The sequence below is a fragment of the Microbacterium trichothecenolyticum genome, assembly GCF_041938625.1.
GTDB lineage: Bacteria > Actinomycetota > Actinomycetes > Actinomycetales > Microbacteriaceae > Microbacterium > Microbacterium trichothecenolyticum_D.
Genome location: NZ_CP169427.1, coordinates 1559594 through 1577928, shown reverse-complemented (window position 1 = coordinate 1577928; position 18335 = coordinate 1559594). Strand labels below are relative to the sequence as shown.

Sequence of the window (18335 nt, the reverse complement as noted above, 5' to 3'; positions counted from 1 at the left end):
AGCGGCGTCAGACCGGATCGCCGGGCACGAGCGGCGGCACGACCGCTTCGCTCGTCACCGGTCGGTGACGGCGCGCTTGGCGATGCGCGGGGAGATCCACCCGGCGAGCAGGGGCGACGATCGCCCACAGCACCCGCCACCACATGATCGGCGTGTTCAGGAACTGGCTGAAGTCCACATCGTCAGACGACGAGCGTCGCGCCGGGGCCGAGCACGCCTCGCCGGGGCTCCGGCTTCGAACGAGAGCCCCGACGATGGCGGGTGCACAGCGATGATCCCCTCGGTGCCGAAGCGCCGGGGGGATCGTCAATGCGAAGGGGTTTCTGTGTTCCGGGTCCTTTCGGGCCTTACGTCTCTGTTTTCTCTTCGCAAGATTGAATGTCCTCCTCGGGGGCCTCGCCGTCAAGAGTTCACGAAGAAATCATCTCGACGTGAGGTTGAGGGTGAGGGATGCTGCGCCCCGGCGCGGTCCGCCGGGGCGCAGCATCCGCTCGATCATTGCCTGGCGTCTCCCGTGAACGCGTCCATGCTGTGGCCGGCACCGTGCGACTTGCCCGGTGTGCGGACCCCGTTGACGGTCGACGCGTCGAACGCGAAGGTCATGATCGCTGCGGCGACCGCGTCGGAGTTCACGTCGAGCGCGTGCGCGCTGAGGTTCGCGATGTCATCGCAGGGTGCGTGGTAGCACGGGTCGAACGCGATGCCCGCCGTACCGCTGAAGATCGCCGCCTGCTGGGCCGTCTTGACGCCCTCGGCACCGGTGAACAGACCGCCCGCGGGGATGCCTACGGCGATGAAGGGTCCGTAGTCGCTGCGGCCCGAGAACTCGGTGTCCTGGAACGGCTCTCCGACGCTCGTGTAGTACTGCTCGAAGACGTCCTCGATCTGGGCGGACCCCTCGGGGATGAACCCGGGTGCGGCCGTTCCACTGGAGTTGTCACCGTCGTAGACGCCCATGAAGTAGTTCGGCGAGCCGATCATGTCGAAGTTGAGGTAGAGCGCGATGTCGCCCGCTTCCTCGTCCGACAGCGCAGCGACGTAGTGCTCCGAACCGAGCAGACCGCTCTCCTCCGCGCCCCACCAGGCGAACCGCACCGTGTTGTTCGGCTTGGTCTTCTGCATCTGAATCGCGGTCTCCAGCAGCGCAGCGCTGCCCGAGCCGTTGTCGTTGATGCCGGGGCCGTCCTGCACGCTGTCCAGGTGCGCGCCCGCCATCACGGTGTTGGCGTCGTTGCCGCTGCTCGTCTCTGCGAGGACGTTCCACGCGGTGCGCGTGTCCTGCTCGTAATCGACCGTCACCGTGACGATCGAGTTCGGCACCGACAGCAGGTTCGCACCCGTCGCCGTCGTCGCGAACACGGCCGGGATGGTGAGTCCCGTGGCGTCGCCGATCATGCCGACGAGCCCGGTGCGGCCGGGCTGTCCCTCGTTCATGACGATCACGCCCGCGGCACCGGCCGCCTGGGCGTTGAGAACCTTGACCGCGAAGCCGCATGTTCCGCGCTGGACCAGGGCGATGGCGCCGGCCGGGAAGCCGGCGAAATCGGCTGGCTCGCACCCGCTGGTGTTGCTGTTCGGCGGGAGCGTCTCGGACGGGTAGACGACGCCGACCGGCACGAGCGGCCCGGTGGCGGTGCCCTCGGGGCTGCCACTGTCGAAGGTGTTGCGGAGGAAGTCCACCTCGTCGACGAACGCGGTGGGGTTCGGCGAAACGCGGATGAGCTCGCTGTTCTCCTCGAAGTAGTCGAACTCGAACGGCTGCACCTCGGGCGTATAGCCGGCGGCGGTGAGCTCGCTCACCACATAGTCGACGGATGCCTCGTACCCGGGGCGTCCGGCGGCTCGGTCGCCCCACTGATCAGCGATGTCCTGGAACGCCTCGAGATGATTCATGACGCCGTCGAGCGTCACCGCTTTCGTGATCTTCTTCACCGAATTGTTGTTCGGTGCCGCGTACGCGGGTCCGGCCAGTGCGACGGTGGACGTCAGGGCGACCGCGGTGGCGATGGCCCAGGCGCGCCTGGTTCTCATGGGCATGGTCCTGCCTCTCCGCCGGCGACCCCTCTGTCGCCGGCTTCCTGCGGGGATGCTCACACACTCCCGATGGCGCGGCCAGTCCCCCCTCCGGCACTCTCATCGAGCTCTCATGATCGCCGGTCATCGAACGGATGCTGCGCCCCGGCGCGGACGCCAGGGTCGCAGCATCCGTTCCCGGAAGTCACTCGTGGCCGACGAGCTTCAGGCCGACGACGCAGCCGACCAGGCCGAGGATGAGGAGCATCTTGACGAGCGAGAACGCCTCGTCGCCGGTGATCATCGCGTAGGCGACGGTCAGCGACGCGCCGATGCCGACCCACACCGCGTACGCGGTGCCGGTGGAGATGTCGCGCATCGCCCAGGCGAGTCCGCCCATGCTGGCGACGAGCGCGACGCCGAAGATCACCGACGGCCAGAGCCTCGTGAAGCCCTCGGTCTTGCCGAGCGCGGTGGCCCAGACGGCCTCGAGGATGCCGGAAACGATGAGGATGACCCACGCCATGACTGTGCTCCTGGCCAGTCTTGTCGCGTACCGGGTACTGATCCGTCGTCCGGGGATCCGGTCGGGGATCCGCTGCCCACCCTAGCCGCTCCCCCTGGGCACCCCCTGGGCAGAGCTCCCGCAGCGCCGGATCACACGAAGAACAGCCAGTCGAGCATGCCGGGGTTGTGCGCGTGCACGAGCACGAGGAAGACGACGGCGTCGAACAGCAGATGCACGGTGACGACGTATGTGAGCGAGCGCGTCTTCATGAAGATGAAGCCCTGCAGCAGCGCGAACGGGATGGTGAGCAGCGGCCCCCATGCCTGGTACCCGAGCTCCCACAGGAACGACACGAAGACGACGGACTGCAGGATGTTCGCCTGCCAGAACGGGAAGTGGCGCCGCAGCAGCGCGAGGCACGTGCAGATGAAAAAGAGCTCGTCCCAGATGCCGACGGCGCCGACGCCGACGAACAGGCGCGCGATGAGCTCGGGGGTGTCGACGACGGGCCAGTTGAGGTAGACGCCCGAGGTGATGAAGTAGAACGGCAGGATCAGCCAGCCGAGCAGCAGTACCGCGATGAGCCACGTCCACTGGAACCGCGTCCACCGACCTCCGCCGCGCCACGGGAACCGGATCGCCCGATCCCGGTACACCCACCGCGAGATCACGTACGGCACCGCGACCGCACCCCCGAGGGCGATCGCGAAGCGCAGGATCGCGAGATCGTCGAGCTCCGCCTTCAGCGGGATCGCGCTCACGATGAGCAGGCCGACAGCGATGAGTGAGAGATCGCGCACGAGTGAGGGAGGACGGATGCTGCCACCCGGTGCCGGCGGTCGGGCGGCAGCATCCATCCGTTCTGTGAGCAGCGCCACCGCGAGCCCCGCGGCCAGCAGCACCCACCCGAGCCACGGCACGCGCACGACGAAGAACGCCGGAGCGGCGAGACAGACGAGGAGGGCGGGGGCGAGACCCCACGACCACGTGCGTACGGCCGCCGCGGGCGGGGCGTCGGGATGTGCGGGCATGCGCGGCGGCTCCGGTCGGTTCTGGGTCGGGGTCAGCGGTCGAGCGGGTGGTCGATCTCATCCTTCGGCATGCGGGCCACGACGTAGGCGAGCGCGCCGAGGATCAGCGGGATCACGCCGGCCGCGATGAAGATCGCCTCGATCGGCACGACCTCGGCCAGGGGGCCGGCGAGCGCCATCGACAGCGGCATGAGGGCGAGCGAGACGAAGAAGTCGAGGCTCGAGATGCGGCCGAGCATGTGGCGAGGCACGCGGCGCTGCAGCAGCGTGCCCCAGATCACGTTGCCGTAGCTGAAGCCGAAGCCGACGACGAACAGGCACACCGCCATGAGCCAGTACTGGTGCGTGATGCCGACGATCGCGAAGGGCAGTGTGCTCACGCCCCACACGCCCATCATCACGGTGAGGTACCGGCGCGGCAGCTTCATCGACGACACCACGATCGACCCGAGCACGCCGCCGATGCCGTAGATCGCGAGGAGGAAGCCGAACAGGCGCGGGTCCTCGCCGACGCGGTCGCGGGTGACGAAGGGCAGCAGCACCTCTTCGGGGCCGACGAACACGAGCACCCATCCGGTCGCGAACAGCAGGGTCCACAGCAGCCACGGCGTGCGGACGGTGAACCCCACGGCCTCGCGCAGGTCGTGGAGCACGCCGCGCACACCCTCAGGCGCCTCGTGGTGCTCCCCCGGCGCGGCGGGCGGCTCGGGCCGGACGAACAGCAGCAGCACGAACGCGAGCGCGTGCGCCGCGACCACTCCCCAGGCCGCATGCGCGGGCGCGAGAACCGCCGCGACGATGACGCCGGCTGCCGCCGGGCCCGCGGCCTGCTGCAGGGCGGGCCGGATCGCCCCCTCGAGGCCATTGGCCGCGAGGAGCTGTGCCGGCGGGAGGATGCGCGGCAGGATCGCGCTGTACGCCGGGAAGAAGAAGCCGGCGCCGGCGCCCATCACGAACGCCACGATCGCGAGGTGCGGGATCGTCACGGCGCCGAACACGCCGGCGACGGCGACCGAGGTGATCGCGAGCAGGTTGACGAGCTCGACGAGGCGCAGCAGCAGCCGTCGCGGCACGCGGTCGGCGGCGATTCCGCCCGGGATCGCGCACACGAGAAGCCCCACCGCGTTCGCCGCGGCGACGGCCGAGAGCTCGACCGGTCCGCCGCCTGCGCCGATGACCGTGTAGACCATGACGACGGCCCACATGCCGGCGCCGAAGATCGACAGCACGACCGCCCCGAACAGCATGCGGAAGTCGCGGTGGCCGAGGGGCCTGACGAACCGCCACGGGTCGCGGCTCGAGCGCGGCACCTCGCGAGGTGCAGCCGCCTCACCTGCCGTTTCGCGCGCGGGTTCGGACGTCGGTCCGGGCACCGGGACCGGGCCGGTGAGGGGTCCGGAGGGTCCGCTCATGACCTCGCGACGCGGCGGTACGACAGATCCCGGATGTCGCGTCCGACGCGCGCGCCCTTGCGCTCGAACGCCGTGAGCACACGGCCGTCGAATCGCGGCGCCCACTCCCCTTCGAAGGTCGCCTCGAAGTCCCGCGCCGCCGACATGACCTCGCGCATCTGCAGCGCATAGTCCTCCCAGTCGGTCGCAAGTCGCAGCATCCCGCCGTCCTTCAACGCCCGCGCAGCGATCGCGCCGAAACCCTCGGCGACGAGGCGCCGCTTCGTGTGCTTCTTCTTGTGCCACGGGTCGGGGAAGAAGATCCACAGTTCATCGACGGATGCTGCGGGCAGCAGGTGCTGCAGCACCTCGGGCGCGTTCGCCTCGACGAGGCGCAGGTTGCGCGCGCCCGCGCGGTCGGCGTCGAGCATGGTGCGTGCGAGCCCGGCCCGGAACACCTCGATCGCGAGGAAGTCGGTATCGGGGCGCGAGGTCGCCGCGTGCACGATGGCGTGGCCCTGGCCCGACCCGATCTCGACGACGAGCGGCGCTTCGCGCCCCCACACCGCCGCGGGGTCGATCTCCGAGTCGGGGAGGATGCTCGTCGCCGCACGGTCGCGCGGCACCTCGATCACGTACTGCGGGGCGAGCTCGCTCCAGGCACGCTCCTGGGCGTCCGACATCCGGCCGCTCCGCCGAACGAACGACACCGGCTTCTCACGGAAGGTGCGGGGCTCGGGCGCAGGCGTGGCAGGGTTCGTCACCCCTCCAGGCTACCCAGGGCGGCGTTTCGACTCGCACGCTCGCTCAACGAGCGGAATCGACGGTGACGAAGTCGATGAGCTCCTCGACGCGGCCGAGGAACGCGGGCTCGAGGTCGCGGTAGGTCTTCACCGACGCGAGGATACGCTGCCACGCCCGCGCGATGTCGGCCTGGTCGCGGGCGGGCCAGCCGAGCGCGCGGCACACGCCCACCTTGAACTCGATGCCGCGCGGCACCTCGGGCCAGCGTTCGATGCCGACGGCGCGCGGTGTGACGCACTGCCACACATCGATCCAGGGGTGGCCGACGATGAGGACGTGCCTGCCGTGACGGCCGCGCGCGATGGCGTCGGAGATACGCGACTCCTTCGAGCCGGGCACGAGGTGGTCCACGAGCACGCCGTAGCGGCGGTCGGCCGAGGGCGGCTCCTCGTCGAGCGCGGCGTCGAGCAGGTCGATGCCCTGCAGGTACTCGACGACGACGCCCTCTTCGCGCAGGTCGTCGCCCCACACCTTCTCGACGAGCTCGGCATCGTGCCGGCCCTCGACGAGGATGCGGCTCGCACGCGCGACGCGCGCACGGGAATCGGCGGTCGCGAACGATCCCGAGGCCGTGCGCTTCGGGCCGGTCGGCGCGGCCGCGGGCGCCGGCGGACCGAGGACGACGAGCTTGCCGTCGATGAGGAAGCCCGCGCCCAGCGGGAACAGGCGGCGGCGGCCGCGGCGGTCCTCGAGCTCCACCATGCCGCCCGACGCCCCGACGACGGCGCCGCAGAAGCCGTCGTCGGCCACCTCGACGACGAGATCACGGGATGCTGCCACCCTCGGGAGCTCGCGCATCCCGTGGCCCTTCCAGCCCGTGGCCAGCACATCGGCGCCGTAGCGATCGTCCATGGTCCTCCTCCGGATCGGCAAGGCTACCCGCCCGCCCGCGTCCGGCCGGGCAGCGACCCGCGCCCGGCGCAGCACCGCGCGACCGCAGCATCCGTCCGGATCCGCGAGAACGGCGGGTGGGGATGCCTCCGGAGACGTTCTCGGCGAACACACATGAGGCGCCGGGACCGTGGGCTATCGTCGTATCCCCGCGGCTGAATAGACTCGCGGGAGGGGGAACCCGAGTCCCAGAGGGGGGATCGATGCGACTGCGATGGGCTGCAGCGCTGGCGTCCGCTGCGGTGGTCGCGGTCACGGCGATCGGCGGTGGCTCGGCGCTCGCGACTCCTCCGGTGACGCTCGGGTCCGGCTACGTGCTCGATGACGCGGACGTGCTGTCATCGGGGGAGGAAGCCCAGGCCCAGAACCGCCTCGAGCAGCTCAAGACCGACACGGGACTCGATCTGTGGGTCGTGTACGTCGACCAGTTCACCGGCCCGTCCCGCGCCGAGGACTGGGCCAACCAGACGGCAGATGACAACGGGCTCGGGGTCAGCCAGTACCTGCTCGCGGTCGCCACCGAGGGACGCCAGTACTATCTCTCCGGCTCCTCCGACGGCCCCCTCAGCCAGGAGCAGATCGCGACGATCGAGCAGGAGCAGATCCAGCCCGCCCTCCGGCAGGACGACTGGCTGGGCGCCGTCGACGCGGCGGCCGACGGAATGACCGACGCCGTGGGGGGCGGAAGCGGCACCCCGGGCACCGACGCGGGCGCCAGCGGCTGGCTCACCTGGCTGCTCGTCATCGTGGTCGTGGGTGTCGGCATCGTGCTCCTCGTCGTCTTCCTGCGGCGTCGTAGGAAGGGCACCGTGACCGCGGGCCCCGCGGGTCCGCCGCAGCCCAGCATCGAGGAGCTGGAGCGGCGCGCGTCGTCGCTGCTCGTCGAGACCGACGACGCCATCAAGACCAGTGCGCAGGAGCTCGGCTTCGCGAAGGCGCAGTTCGGGGATGCCGCGACCACCGAGTTCGAGGCCGCCCTCGCCACCGCGAAGCAGAGCCTTGACGAAGCGTTCGGTCTCAAGCAGAAGCTCGACGACCACATCCCCGACTCCGAGCAGGACACGCGGGCCTGGAACGAGCGCATCATCGCGCTCTGCGAGGCGTCCAATGCTCTGCTCGACGAGAAGGCCGCCGCATTCGACGAGCTGCGCAAGCTCGAGCAGAACGCCCCTGAGGCGCTCGCGCGCGTGCACGACGCCAAGGCGAAGGCCGAGGCATCCCTCGACCAGGCGACGTCCCGGCTGCAGAGGCTGCAGACGGCATACGCACCCGAGGCGCTGGCGACCGTCGTCGACAACCCCGAGCAGGCCCGGCAGCGGCTCGCGTTCGCCGACGAGCAGCTCACCGCCGCGCAGGCCGCGATCGGCGCCGGTGACGGCGGAGAGGCCGCGGTCGGGATTCGTGCCGCCGAAGAGGCGGTCGGCCAGGCGACGCTGCTCGAGAACGCCATCGACAAGCTCGAGACCGATCTCGCCGAGGGCGAGCGCAACGCCGCTGCCCTCGTCGCCGAGCTCGAGTCCGACATCGCCGCCGCGTCGGCGCTGCCCGACGCCGACGGACGGATCGCGGGCGTGATCGCCTCGACTCGGCAGCAGCTCGACGCCGCCCGGAGCCGGCTCACCGGCACGGCCAAGCGCCCGCTCGCCGCGCTCCAGAGCCTCGAGGCGGCCAACACGCAGATCGACACGCTCGTGCAGGGCGTCAGGGATGCCGAGGCCCAGGCCCAGCGCGCGCGGCAGATGGTCGGCCAGGTCATGATGCAGGCGCAGGCCCAGGTGTCAGCCGCCGAGGACTACATCACCGCGCGTCGCGGCGCCGTCGGCGCCCAGGCGCGCACACGCCTCGCCGAGGCTGGTGCCTCGCTCGCTCGCGCCCAGGCGCTGCAGGCGAGCGATCCGCAGCAGGCGATGCAGCAGGCGCAGCGCGCCGACCAGCTGGCCGGTCAGGCGATCCAGCTCGCCCAGAACGACGTCGGCGCGTTCGACGGGGGTATGGGCGGCATGTTCGGCGGCGGCCAGCAGGGCGGGGGCGGCGGCATGCTCGGCGCGGTCCTCGGCGGCATCGTGCTCAACTCGGTGCTGGGCGGCGGCCGCTCCTCCGGCGGCGGCCTCGGCGGCATGCTGGGCGGCGGCGGAGGACGCTCGTCGGGCGGCATGCGACCCGGTAGCTTCGGAGGCGGCGGCACGCGCGCCCGCCGAGGAGGTGGCCGCTTCTGACCCGACATCGCGGAGCCGTCCGGATACCCGAGGCCGCGGCATCCGTCTCCAGACCAGACTCATCGACCCAGAACTGAAGTCCGACAGGAAGGAAATCCGATGGCGAAGCAGTCCATCTTCGGTCGCATCTCGACCCTCATGAAGGCCAACATCAACGCGCTCCTCGACTCTGCCGAGGACCCGCAGAAGATGCTCGACCAGCTCGTGCGCGACTACACGAACTCGATCGCCGACGCCGAGTCGGCCATCGCCGAGACGATCGGCAACCTGCGCCTGCTCGAGCGCGACCACCAGGAGGACGTTCAGGCGGCCGCCGAGTGGGGCAACAAGGCGCTCGCGGCCAGCCGCAAGGCCGACGAGCTGCGCGGGGTCGGCAACACCACCGACGCCGACAAGTTCGACAACCTCGCCAAGATCGCGCTGCAGCGCCAGATCAGCGAGGAGAACGAAGCCAAGGCGATCGCGCCCACCATCGCCACGCAGAACGAGGTCGTCGACAAGCTCAAAGAGGGCCTCAACGGCATGAAGCAGAAGCTGGAGCAGCTGAAGGCCAAGCGCTCCGAGCTTCTCGCCCGCGCCAAGACCGCCGAGGCCCAGAACAAGGTGCACGACGCCGTCAAGTCGATCGACGTGCTCGACCCGACGAGCGAGCTCGGCCGCTTCGAAGACAAGGTCCGCCGCCAGGAGGCCCTCGCCGCCGGCAAGCAGGAGCTGGCCGCGTCGACCCTCGACGCGCAGTTCAACGCCCTCGAGGACGTCGGCGAGCTGACCGAGGTCGAGGCCCGTCTCGCCGCGCTGAAGTCCGGCGCGCCGGTGCAGGCCGCGATCGAGAACTGAGCCCACCGCTCGCGCCGGGGCGCCGGGTCCTCACGGATCCGGCGCCCCTCGCGTCTGCCTCCAGCGAACGACGAGCGGGACGGATGCCGCGGCCCGCGGTCTGCGCGAAGATGAAGAGATGACGCGTTACCTCGTGGTCCCGCAGTGGCAGGGAAGCCCGTCCTCCCGTGCGATGCAGCTCATCGACGGCGCCCAGGCGATCGCGGGAGACCTCCCCCGGGCCTCCACCACCGTGCTCGACATTCCCATGGAGGCGGGCGAGTCGCTCGGTACCGGCATCCACCGCCTGAGCGCGCTGCAGCGCGTGAACGGACTGGTCGCGCAGGCGCTGGAGGCACACGACGCCGCCGCGCCCGATGAACCTGTGCTCACGATCGGCGGCGACTGCGGAATCGCTCTCGCCCCCATCGCGCACGCCGCGCGCCGCTCCCCCGGGCTCGCGGTGGTCTGGATCGACGCGCACCCCGACCTCAACTCGCCGGACTCGTCGCCGTCGGGCGCGTTCGCCGGTATGGCGCTGCGCGCCGTGATCGGCGACGGCGACCCCGGTCTGGCACTGCCCGCGGGCACGATCGCCGCCGAGCGCGTCGTCGTCGGCGGGGCACGCTCGTTCGACGACCCGGAGCTCGAGCTGGTGTCCGAGCGCGGCATCGCGGCCCTGACCGTGGAGGCGCTGCGCGACGCCGACGCCCTCGCCGACGCCGTGCTCGCGACCGGCGCGGACGCGGTGTACGTCCACGTCGACATCGACGCGCTCGATCCCGCCGAGATCGCGGGCAACGCGCACCCCGAGCCGTTCGGTGTGACGGTGGCCGAGCTGACCGTCGCGGTGGCGCGCCTGCGCGAGCGCGTGCCCCTGGTCGGGGCGTCCCTCGCCGGCTACTCCCCCGCCTCGCTCGCGGCGGCCACCGACGACCTGGGCGCGATCCTGCGCGTGATCGGGGCGCTCGCGTGAGTCCCATCCCCACGCCGCCTGCCGGGTGGCGCGCCGCCGCCGAGCGCGCGGTCATTCGGGGCCGGCGCATCGACGACGCGATCCCGTCGTTCCTGCTGGACTCGCCGATCAGCCGCGTCGGGTACTGGTACGGCTGCACCGTCGGATGGCTCTGGGGAACGCTCTGGAGCATCGGCCGCGTCGAGAGGCGCGAAGGTCTCTGGGTGTTCCGCGGGATGCCGCGCTGGACGTTCCCGCGCGGCGGGTCGTGCGTGGGCGGATGCTTCCTCACCGGCGACGGTCGCATCACCGACGCGCTGCTGCGGCACGAGGCGGTGCACAAGCGCCAGTGGCAGCGCTACGGGCTGCTCATGCCCGTGCTGTATCTGCTCTCCGGCCGCAACCCGCTGCGCAACCGGTTCGAGATCGAGGCGGGCCTGGAGGACGGCAACTACGTGCCGCGCGGCGCGGCCTGAATCACGAACGCGGCGTCAGCGCGCGGTGGTCAGGCCGTACTGCGCGGGGGTGTGGATCGCATCCTTGCGGATCCCGAGCTCGACCAGGTGATCGACGATGTCGGCCGTGCCGAGATAGCCGCCCAGCAGGTGGATGCGGGTCTCGTCGCCCTCGGTGCACAGCATCTCGTCGGCCCACGCGGTGACGGCACGCGTCAGCGCCTCGCCCGACCCGCAGCCGCGACCGGTGCCGGGAGCGCCCGAGCGCTGGGAGCGGTCGAGCCACGTCACGCTCATGCGGCTCGGCGCGGTGATCTCGGCCAGCCACGAGGCGTCCGGGATCTCGATGAAGACGCGGCCCGTCGAGCAGATCGGCAGGGTCGCGAGCACGGCCTCGAGCTCGGCCAGCGACGTTTCGTCGGCCGTGATCAGGTGCTGGACGCGCGTGTGACGCGACGCACGGCACGCCGACGCGTTGTGCGCGGCGCTCTGAGGCTGGATGTTCTGGACCATGACCCCTCCACTATAACCGGTGATGAAGGGTTGCCTTACCTCATTTCGGATGATGACACGGATGCCGCGTCCCTACGCGTCGCGCCGCAGCAGGACGCGGCGCAGCTCGGCGATCTCATCGTCGGCGAGCCCGTGCGTACGCAGATAGTCCGCGGCCGAGCCGTAGCGGTCCTCGACGTCGGCGAGGAGCGCGCGCATCACCGGCGCCGGGGAGCGCGCGACGAGATCCTCGACGTTCACCGCGCGGGGGTGCAGGGATCGGATCAGCGCCACGACGTAGCGGTTGCGTCGCGCCGGCAGCAGCGCCTCCGTGCGCGCGTAGTCGGCGACGACCTCATCGGCGTCGACGCCAGCTGCCGCCAGCGTCAGCGCGACGGTGACGCCGGTGCGATCCTTGCCCGCGGTGCAGTGCACGAGCGCCGGGTGATCGGCCAGGATGCCCCGCACCACCGCCACGACGCCGTCCGATGACTCGTCGACGATGAGGCGGTACATCTCGTCGAGCGTGAGGTCGTCGCGGAAGAACGAGTCGACCGATCCCACGAAGAGCGGCACGCGCTGGGTCACGACGTCCAGGCCCCCGATGCGACTGGGGTCGCGGGCGACCTCGTCGTCGGCGCGCAGATCGATGATGCGGCGCAGGCCCAGGCCCGCGAGCGCCTTTCCGCCTTTCGCGCCGATCCGTGCCAGGTTGCCCGAGCGGAACAGCACGCCGTACCGCGTCGTCGTCGTCCCCGCGCGCAGCCCTCCGACATCGCGGAGGTTCACCGCACCGGGGATCACGGGGTCGGAGAACGCCGCACGGCCCGGGTCCGCCGGGTCGACAGGGTCGACCGACGGCGGATCGTCCGCTACCACGCCGCGCCCGCGGCGGCGTCCTTGTCTTCGCCGACGAGGTCGTCGCGGGGCGGCGTGCTGTACCGGCCCGCGATGGCGATCCGGTTGAACGCGTTGATCGACACGAGGATCCAGCTGAGGCCGACGTACTCCTTCTCGCTGAGAACGCCGCCGATGCGGTTGTACACGTCGTCGGGGATGCCGTCCTCGTGGATGTAGACGTAGGCCTCGGCGAGCTCGAGACCCGCACGCTCCCGGTCGGAGAAGACGCCGGATTCGCGCCACACCGGCAGCTGCGCGATGTCGTCCGCCGTGACACCGGCGGCGACCGCCCGCTCGACGTGGACCCGCACGCAGTACGCGCAGCCGTTGAGCTGCGAGGCGTGGATCTGCACGAGTTCCTTGAGCCGGTCATCGATGCCGTTCTCGGCGGCGATGCCGCCCACGGTCTTCGAGAAGGCCGAGAGCGCCTGGTAGGCGGGTCGCGCCGCTCGCGAGAGGTGCACGCGGTGTTCTGCCGTCATGACGCCAGACTACCCAGGGAGCGCTCGCGCGGGGGCCGGGCGGAGCCTGGGTGGGGCATGATGAGCGGGTGAGCGACCCCATCGACGAGTTCTCGTTCCTCCCCGAGCAGGCCGACGAGGCCGGCATCCACGCTCCCGTCCCGCGCGGCGAGAGGCTGTCGCTGACCCTCGCCGACGGACGCACCCTGAGCGCGCTGCGCTACTCTCCGGCGGACTCCCCCGACGCCGCTCCCGTGGTGACGTTCCTCCACGGCGCGGGCCTCAACGCCCACACGTGGGACACCACGATCCTCGCGCTCGGGCTTCCTGCGCTGGCGATCGACCTTCCCGGCCACGGCGACTCGTCGTGGCGCGACGATGCCGCCTACCTCGCACGCGTGCTCGCACCCGACGTCGCCGCGGGCATCGATGCCTGGACGGACGCCCCGCAGCTGCTCGTCGGACAGTCGCTCGGCGGGCTGACGGCCGCGGCTGTGGCGGCCTCCCGACCGGATCTCGTGCACGAGCTCGTCGTCATCGACATCACGCCGGGCCTCGACCCGAACGCCGGGGCGAAGCAGATCCGCGACTTCTTCGCCGGCCCGGTCGATTGGGCGTCGCGTGACGAGCTGGTCGACCGCGCGCTCGCTTACGGGCTCGGCGGCGGCACTCGACGCAGGGCCGAGCGCGGCGTCTTCTTCAACTCCCGCATCCGCGGCGATGGCCGGGTCGAGTGGAAGCACCACTTCGCCCGCCTGGCGAACGCCGCGTCCGCATCCCCCGCGGACGCGGCCAGCGCGGCCGCGCAGCAGGACGCCGTCGCCGCGGTGCTCGGCGAGTCCGGCTGGGAGGATCTCGCGGCAGTGGCCGCCCCGACGACGCTCCTGCGCGGCGCGCGCGGCTACGTCACGGACGAAGACGCCGCCGAGTTCGCGCGACGCGTGCCCGCAGCATCCGTCGCCGTCGTCGCGTCGGGGCACAACGTGCAGGAGGAGATCCCGCAGGAGCTGGGGGCGGGCCTGCGCGCGATGGCCTCCGGCGGCTGACCGCTGCGGCGCCGGTCGGGAAGCATTAACGCTTCTGTTGCGTTCCGGGTACCGGGTTGCCGCACGCCTCGGCGATATCCCTAGGCTGAGAGGCACACCGGCTCTCACCCCCTGGCAGCCGAAGCTCGAACAGCACACGGGACCGTCCCCGAAAGGACCTTCATGCTCCGTCGCACCGCTCTCGCCGCAGCGTCGCTGCTGGCCGCCGGTCTGCTCGTCCTCACCGCCTGCAGCGGTGGGAGCGGCGCCACCGCGCCCACGTCGCCCGGGGAGCCCGACCCCGACGCGTCGGTCGCGGTCCGGCTGGTGCTCGAGCCCGGCAACCTCGACATCCGCGAGACCGCGGGGTCGGCGCTGGACCAGATCCTCGTCGACAACATCTACCAGGGCCTCGTCGCCCGCACGCCCGAGCAGGACATCGTCCCCGCACTCGCGAGCGACTGGACCGTCTCGCCCGACGGCCTCACGTACACCTTCACGCTCCGCGAGGGCGTGACGTTCCACGACGGCCAGGCGCTGACTCCCCAGGACGTCGTCTGGTCTCTCACCACACGGCGCGACACCCCGACGTGGCGCGACTCGGCGCGACTGGCGAACGTCACCTCGATCGCCGCGGAGGGGCAGGACATCACGCTGACGCTCAGCGAGCCCGACTCGAGCCTGCTGTGGAACCTCACCGGCCGCGCCGGCATCGTCCTCAAGGAGGGCGACACCGTCGACTACAAGACCGCGGCCAACGGCACGGGCCCCTTCGTGCTGGAGGAGTGGCGCGAGGGCGACAGCATCACGTTCGCGCGCAACGACGCCTATTGGGGCGAGGCGTCCGGCGCCGCCGAGGTCGTGTTCGAGTACATCCCCGACAACCAGGCCGCGCTCAACGCGGCGCTCGCGGGCGAGGTCGACGTGCTGACCGGGTTCGACGCGAACCTCAAGGAGCAGGTGGAGGCGAACGGCGACTTCGCGCTCGTGCTCGGGCAGTCCACCGACAAGGGCACGCTCGCGTTCAACCAGACCTCCGGTCCGCTCGCCGACAAGCGGGTGCGCCAGGCGATCCGCCAGGCGATCGACCACGACGCCATCATCGAGGCGCTCGCGTCGGGGCAGACGCAGTACGGCCCGATCCCCGAACTCGACCCGGGCTACGAGGACCTCTCGGACGTCGCGCCCTACGACCCGGAGGCCGCCCGAGAGCTCCTCAAGGAGGCCGGCTTCGAGGACGACCTCGAGCTCACGCTGACGATCCCGAGCTTCTACTCGACGACGATCCCGCAGATCCTCGTGTCGGACCTCGACGAGGTCGGCATCACGCTCGACGTGGACTCCGTCGACTTCACCACGTGGCTCACCGACGTCTACACGAACCAGGACTACGACCTGAGCTTCGTGCTGCACACCGAGGCCCGCGACTTCGAGAACTGGGCGAACCCCGACTACTACTTCACGTACGACAACCCCGAGGTGCAGGATCTGTACGCGCAGTCGCTGGCAGCCACGGACGAATCCGAAGCCGCCGATCTGCTCGAGCAGGCCGCTCGCATCGTCTCCGAGGACGCCGGGGCAGACTGGCTCTACAACGGCGCCTCCGTCGTGGCCGTCGGCACGAACATCGCCGGTATGCCCTCGATCAACGTGAACGAGCGCCTGAACATCGCCGAGATCACCAAGAGCAACGGGTGATCCGCTACACGCTGACCCGATTCGCCCTCCTTCTGGTCGGGCTCCTCGTCGCCAGCGTGCTGATCTTCGTCACCCTCCGAGTGCTGCCGGGTGACATCGCCCACCTCATCGCGGGCGTGGGATCCACCCCCGAGCAGCAGGACGCCATCCGGGAGCGGCTCGGCCTCGACCGCCCTCTCCCGGAGCAGTACCTCACGTGGATCGGCGGGCTGTTCCGCGGCGACCTCGGCACGTCCCTCCTGACGGGCACGAGCGTCGTGGACGAGCTCGCCCAGAAGGCGGAGGTGACCGTGCCCCTCGGCATCCTGTCCCTCCTCATCGCCGTCGTGATCAGCGTGCCGCTCGGCGTGCTCTCGGCGATGCAGCGCGGGCGCGCCTCGGGCACGGGACTCAGCGTCGGCGCGCAGACCCTCGCCGCGGTGCCGGTGGTGTGGGCGGGCATGATGCTCGTCGTCGTCTTCGCGGTGTGGCTGGGCTGGCTGCCCGCGCAGGGCTTCCCGCGGTCGGGGTGGAGCGATCCGTGGGCGGCGCTGCGGTCGCTCATCCTCCCTGCTCTCACGATCGGCATCGTCGAGGGCGCCATGCTGCTGCGGTTCGTGCGCAGTGCGACGCTGCAGGCCGTCGGGCAGGACTTCGTGCGCACCGCGGCCGCCAAGGGCCTCACCCGCGACCAGGCGCTCATCCGCCACGGCCTCCCCGTCGTCGGCCTCTCGGTGATCACGGTGCTCGGTCTGCAGGTGGCCGGCATCATCGTGGGCGCCGTCGTGATCGAGCAGCTGTTCTCCCTTCCCGGCATCGGCCGCATGCTGGTGGCCGACGTCGCCGCGCGCGACTTGCCGAAGGTGCAGGGCGAGCTCCTCGCCCTCACCGGGTTCGTGCTCATCGTCGGATTCGTCGTCGACCTCGTGCACCGCGTCATCGACCCCCGGCAGCGGGAGGCGTCATGAGCGCACGTCGGTCGCGGTGGGCGTGGCTCAGGCGTCTCTGGGCGCTCTCGACCGGACGCTTCGGACTCATCGTCGTCGCGGTCGTCGTGCTCACGGCGATCGTCGCGCGGTTCTGGACGCCGTTCGACCCGCAGCGGGTCGACATCGCGAACCGATGGGCGCTGCCGGGGTGGCCGCACCTGCTCGGCACCGACGGGTCGGGCCGCGACATCCTGAGTCTGCTGATGGCCGGCGCCCGCACCACCGTGTTCGTCGCGGTCGGTGCCGGCATCGTCGCGACCGTGATCGGCATCTCGCTCGCCGCGCTCGGCGCCCTCACTGCGCGCTGGGTGCGCGAGTCGGTGGCGGTGTTCGTCGACATCCTCATCGCGTTCCCGGTGCTGATCATCGCGATGATGATCTCGGCGGTGTGGGGCGGATCGCTGTGGGTCGTGATCTGGGCGGTCGGCATAGGCTTCGGCGTCAACATCGCCCGGGTGACGCGACCGGAGCTCCGGCGGGTGCTGCACAGCGACTTCGTCCTCGCCGGACGCGCGTCCGGCCTCACGCCGGCGCAGAACCTCTGGCGCCACCTCCTCCCCAACGTCGCGCCGGTGTTCATCGTGCAGCTGTCGTGGGGCATGGCCGTCGCGGTGCTCGCGGAGGCGGGCCTGTCGTACCTCGGATTCGGCGCGCCGGTGACCGAGCCGTCGTGGGGCCTGCTCCTCGCGCAGCTGCAGCAGTTCATCGCCGTGCACCCGCTGTCGGTGGTGTGGCCGGGCCTCGCGATCACCCTCACCGTGCTGGGTCTCAACCTGCTCGGCGACGGCCTGCGCGAGGCCACCGACCCGACCCTCTCCCGCAGCCCGTTCGCGACGCGCCGTGCGCGGCTCCATGTTCCGGAGGTCGTCTCATGAGCCTCGAGGTGCAGGGTCTGACGATCGACATCGGTGACCGCCGCGTCGTCGACGGCGTCTCGTTCGCCGTGCCCGACGGCGCCCGCGTCGGGCTCATCGGCGAATCGGGCTCCGGCAAATCGCTGACGGCGCTCGCGATCCTGGGTCTCCTCCCTGACGGCGCGACGGCGTCGGGGAGCGTGCGATGGAACGGTCGCGAGATCCTCGGTCTTTCCGATGACGAGCTCGCTGAGCTCCGCGGCGACGAGATCGGCATCGTGTTCCAGGAGCCGCGCACCGCGCTCAACCCGATCCGCACCGTCGGCCGTCAGATCGCCGAGTCGATCCGCATCCACGAAGGGCTGTCGAAACGGGATGCTGCCGCCCGCGCCGTCGCCGAGGCATCCCGTGTCGCGCTCCCCGATCCGGAGCGCATCGTGGCGCGGTACCCCCACCAGTTGTCGGGCGGTCAGCGCCAGCGGGTCGCGATCGCGATGGCGCTCGCGTGCCGGCCGCGACTGCTGATCGCCGACGAGCCGACGACGGCACTGGACGTGACCATCCAGGCCGAGATCCTCCAGCTCCTCCTGTCGCTCGCGCGCGACGACGGCATGTCCCTCGTCTTCATCACTCACGATCTCGCGGTGCTGTCGCAGATCGCCACGCACGGAGTGGTGCTCGAGCAGGGACGCGTGGTGGAGGCGGCGCCGGTGTCGCAGCTGCTCTCGGCTCCGGCATCCGCCGTCACCCAGGAGCTGCTCCGCGACGCGACCGCGACCCTGTGGCGGCCGGAGGGAGGTCGCGCTCGCGCGCCGGGGGTCTGGGGCGAAGCCCCAGAAGGAGGAGCATGAACGTGC

The 18335-nt window shown here is 71.0% G+C and carries 18 protein-coding genes, 1 pseudogene and 1 riboswitch; of the genes and pseudogenes, 9 read left to right on the top strand and 10 right to left on the bottom strand.

What is annotated here, in order from left to right:
• Positions 1-7 precede the first annotated feature (7 nt).
• The 7 genes from ACEYYH_RS07075 to ACEYYH_RS07045 form a co-directional block, all read right to left on the bottom strand.
• On the bottom strand, positions 8-178 hold the full coding sequence (locus tag ACEYYH_RS07075) for a hypothetical protein (RefSeq protein ID WP_374977527.1): 171 nt from the start codon (positions 176-178) through the stop codon (positions 8-10).
• A 317-nt stretch (positions 179-495) separates the two neighbouring features.
• The gene (locus ACEYYH_RS07070; protein WP_374977526.1) at positions 496-2031 is read right to left on the bottom strand and encodes a M20/M25/M40 family metallo-hydrolase; all 1536 of its coding nucleotides are present in this window, start codon (positions 2029-2031) and stop codon (positions 496-498) included.
• 187 nt (positions 2032-2218) lie between these two features.
• On the bottom strand, positions 2219-2539 hold the full coding sequence (locus tag ACEYYH_RS07065; RefSeq protein ID WP_374977525.1) for a DMT family transporter: 321 nt from the start codon (positions 2537-2539) through the stop codon (positions 2219-2221).
• Positions 2540-2548: 9 nt separating this feature from the next.
• Positions 2549-2613, bottom strand: a riboswitch (guanidine-III (ykkC-III) riboswitch).
• 57 nt (positions 2614-2670) lie between these two features.
• Positions 2671-3552: a type II CAAX prenyl endopeptidase Rce1 family protein gene (locus ACEYYH_RS07060; protein ID WP_374977524.1), complete on the bottom strand. Its 882-nt coding sequence runs from the start codon at positions 3550-3552 to the stop codon at positions 2671-2673.
• Positions 3553-3584: 32 nt separating this feature from the next.
• Positions 3585-4799, bottom strand: a complete 1215-nt coding sequence (locus tag ACEYYH_RS07055) for an MFS transporter (RefSeq protein ID WP_374978178.1) — start codon at positions 4797-4799, stop codon at positions 3585-3587.
• Positions 4800-4960: 161 nt separating this feature from the next.
• Positions 4961-5626: a tRNA (guanosine(46)-N7)-methyltransferase TrmB gene (gene trmB / locus ACEYYH_RS07050; RefSeq protein ID WP_374978177.1), complete on the bottom strand. Its 666-nt coding sequence runs from the start codon at positions 5624-5626 to the stop codon at positions 4961-4963.
• 124 nt (positions 5627-5750) lie between these two features.
• Entirely contained in the window at positions 5751-6599 is an 849-nt protein-coding gene (locus ACEYYH_RS07045) for a DUF3097 family protein (protein ID WP_374977523.1), read from the bottom strand.
• Between the two features lie 242 nt (positions 6600-6841).
• Here ACEYYH_RS07045 and ACEYYH_RS07040 point away from each other — a divergent pair, with 242 nt between their 5' ends.
• The 4 genes and pseudogenes from ACEYYH_RS07040 to ACEYYH_RS07025 all read left to right on the top strand — a co-directional run bounded on the left by ACEYYH_RS07040 (position 6842) and on the right by ACEYYH_RS07025 (position 11101).
• Positions 6842-8854 (top strand): TPM domain-containing protein, encoded by a 2013-nt coding sequence (locus ACEYYH_RS07040; protein ID WP_374977522.1) that lies wholly within the window; start codon positions 6842-6844, stop codon positions 8852-8854.
• Between the two features lie 99 nt (positions 8855-8953).
• Entirely contained in the window at positions 8954-9691 is a 738-nt protein-coding gene (locus ACEYYH_RS07035) for a PspA/IM30 family protein (RefSeq protein WP_116193962.1), read from the top strand.
• Positions 9692-9770: 79 nt separating this feature from the next.
• Positions 9771-10646 (top strand): annotated as a pseudogene (locus ACEYYH_RS07030) (arginase family protein); the annotation flags it as partial.
• Positions 10643-11101 carry a Fe-S oxidoreductase gene (locus ACEYYH_RS07025; RefSeq protein ID WP_374977521.1) on the top strand — a complete coding sequence of 153 codons (459 nt, stop codon included), beginning with the start codon at positions 10643-10645 and terminating at the stop codon, positions 11099-11101. The pseudogene ACEYYH_RS07030 and the gene ACEYYH_RS07025, both read left to right, overlap by 4 nt.
• Before the next feature lie 15 nt (positions 11102-11116).
• On the opposite strand, the gene ACEYYH_RS07020 is transcribed toward ACEYYH_RS07025, so the two are convergent.
• The 3 genes from ACEYYH_RS07020 to ACEYYH_RS07010 all read right to left on the bottom strand — a co-directional run bounded on the left by ACEYYH_RS07020 (position 11117) and on the right by ACEYYH_RS07010 (position 12954).
• Positions 11117-11593 (bottom strand): SIP domain-containing protein, encoded by a 477-nt coding sequence (locus ACEYYH_RS07020; RefSeq protein ID WP_374977520.1) that lies wholly within the window; start codon positions 11591-11593, stop codon positions 11117-11119.
• A 72-nt stretch (positions 11594-11665) separates the two neighbouring features.
• The gene (locus ACEYYH_RS07015) at positions 11666-12451 is read right to left on the bottom strand and encodes a tyrosine-protein phosphatase (RefSeq protein ID WP_374977519.1); all 786 of its coding nucleotides are present in this window, start codon (positions 12449-12451) and stop codon (positions 11666-11668) included.
• The gene (locus tag ACEYYH_RS07010) at positions 12445-12954 is read right to left on the bottom strand and encodes a carboxymuconolactone decarboxylase family protein (protein ID WP_374977518.1); all 510 of its coding nucleotides are present in this window, start codon (positions 12952-12954) and stop codon (positions 12445-12447) included. The genes ACEYYH_RS07015 and ACEYYH_RS07010 overlap by 7 nt, the downstream gene beginning before the upstream one ends.
• A gap of 68 nt (positions 12955-13022) precedes the next feature.
• Between ACEYYH_RS07010 and ACEYYH_RS07005 the strand changes: the two genes are divergently transcribed.
• The 5 genes from ACEYYH_RS07005 (at position 13023) to ACEYYH_RS06985 (ending at position 18329) form a co-directional block, all read left to right on the top strand.
• Complete coding sequence (locus ACEYYH_RS07005; RefSeq protein ID WP_374977517.1) at positions 13023-13979, top strand: alpha/beta fold hydrolase; 957 nt, start codon at positions 13023-13025, stop codon at positions 13977-13979.
• Between the two features lie 162 nt (positions 13980-14141).
• Positions 14142-15656, top strand: coding sequence for an ABC transporter substrate-binding protein (locus tag ACEYYH_RS07000; RefSeq protein WP_374977516.1), 1515 nt, complete (start codon positions 14142-14144; stop codon positions 15654-15656).
• On the top strand, positions 15653-16603 hold the full coding sequence (locus ACEYYH_RS06995) for an ABC transporter permease (protein WP_374977515.1): 951 nt from the start codon (positions 15653-15655) through the stop codon (positions 16601-16603). Before ACEYYH_RS07000 ends, ACEYYH_RS06995 begins: the two co-directional genes overlap by 4 nt.
• Positions 16600-17499: an ABC transporter permease gene (locus tag ACEYYH_RS06990; protein ID WP_374977514.1), complete on the top strand. Its 900-nt coding sequence runs from the start codon at positions 16600-16602 to the stop codon at positions 17497-17499. Before ACEYYH_RS06995 ends, ACEYYH_RS06990 begins: the two co-directional genes overlap by 4 nt.
• Positions 17496-18329, top strand: coding sequence for an ATP-binding cassette domain-containing protein (locus ACEYYH_RS06985; RefSeq protein WP_374977513.1), 834 nt, complete (start codon positions 17496-17498; stop codon positions 18327-18329). The genes ACEYYH_RS06990 and ACEYYH_RS06985 overlap by 4 nt, the downstream gene beginning before the upstream one ends.
• Positions 18330-18335 lie beyond the last annotated feature (6 nt).